The 1,159-nt window shown below is 34.6% G+C and carries 2 protein-coding genes; both read right to left on the bottom strand.

The genetic code is table 11. The features are described 5' to 3' along the window. Nucleotides 1–110: 110 nt before the first annotated feature. Nucleotides 111–608: a prepilin-type N-terminal cleavage/methylation domain-containing protein gene (locus K6343_05620; protein ID MEF3245437.1), complete on the bottom strand. Its 498-nt coding sequence runs from the start codon at nt 606–608 to the stop codon at nt 111–113. Between the two features lie 120 nt (nt 609–728). Then, on the bottom strand, nt 729–1,007 hold the full coding sequence (locus K6343_05615; GenBank protein ID MEF3245436.1) for a hypothetical protein: 279 nt from the start codon (nt 1,005–1,007) through the stop codon (nt 729–731). Between the last annotated feature and the right edge of the window lie 152 nt (nt 1,008–1,159).

Below are 1,159 nucleotides of genomic sequence, written 5' to 3'. Positions count from 1 at the left end.
TAAGTTGTAAAAAGCAATAAAGATTTAATTAAAACTGTTTTAAGATTTATAAAAAACCGATATTAAAAAAGCCCCCTTCTGGGGGCTTTAAAAATATGTAATGTATTAAACTAAGAAACGCTTACAGTAATTTGACCACCAGGTGTCATTGTAAAGGTGTAGGTTTTTGCTCCAATTGTAGTTTGAACTTTAAGTGTATAGACTCCACCATCTGAACCGTAGGCAATACTAGCTGCACCACCAGCCTTTGTTTCAAGTGCTGTTAAAGCTTCGGGTTTAATGTACTGGATTCCACCAGATTCTCCTGTAATAGTGGTAGCAGAAGAAACATTTATATAGCCCGAACCAGTACCAGTGCCAGTTAACTCAACTTTTAAATATGTCCAACCAGCAGCATCAGGAGCATCAGCAGTAGCATGAACAGGATACTTAGTCCAATCAGTGTTAAATGCCTCTAATGCTGTTGCAATAGCTTTCATGTCAGATTCAATTGCAGAAACTTTTGCCCTTTCTGTCATTCTCAAATAGTTTGGTATTGCAATTGCAGCAAGAATGATGATGATTGCAATTACAATCATTAACTCAATCAATGTAAAACCTTTCTTCATTTTTTACCTCCTATGAATGTTTTTATATGTTTTTTACTCTTACTAACTATCTCTTTTCGCATAAGCTTTTTCCCATTAACCACCCCCCTCTAAAAATATTTGATAATTACCTTACTCATACTAAATTATACAACATTTTTTTAAAATGCAATACCAATTTTTAATTTTTAAAAAAATTTTATTAAAAACAAAAAACGACAAGATTCTTCCTCGCTCACTTCGTTCGCTCGTCAGAATGACTTCTACCTTGTCATCCTGAGCCCCTTTTTCCTTGTCATCCTGAGCCCCTTTTTCCTTGTCATTCTGCGCTATTTTTTCCTTGTCATCCTGAGCCCCTTTTTCCGTGTCATTCTGCGCTATTTTTTCCTTGTCATCCTGAGCGGTAGCGAAGGATCTCATTCTTTATATTATCTTTTCATATAGATCTTCCCATGTTGGATTAAAAGAATTGATGAGTTCTTTCTTTTTGTTTCTTGTCCAACCTTTAATTTGTTTTTCTCGTGTTATAGCGTTATATGGGTCTTCAAAAATTTCATAATAGACTAATTTAC

The sequence above is a fragment of the Caldisericaceae bacterium genome, from assembly GCA_036574215.1.
Classification (GTDB): Bacteria; Caldisericota; Caldisericia; order Caldisericales; family Caldisericaceae; genus Caldisericum.
This window is presented reverse-complemented; position numbering and strand designations above follow the sequence as displayed.

Coding starts and splice junctions, on each gene's coding strand:
- K6343_05615 (MEF3245436.1), bottom strand. CDS start 1,007: ATGAGATCCTTCGCTACCGCTCAGGATGACAAGGAAAAAATAGCGCAG.
- K6343_05620 (MEF3245437.1), bottom strand. CDS start 608: ATGAAGAAAGGTTTTACATTGATTGAGTTAATGATTGTAATTGCAATC.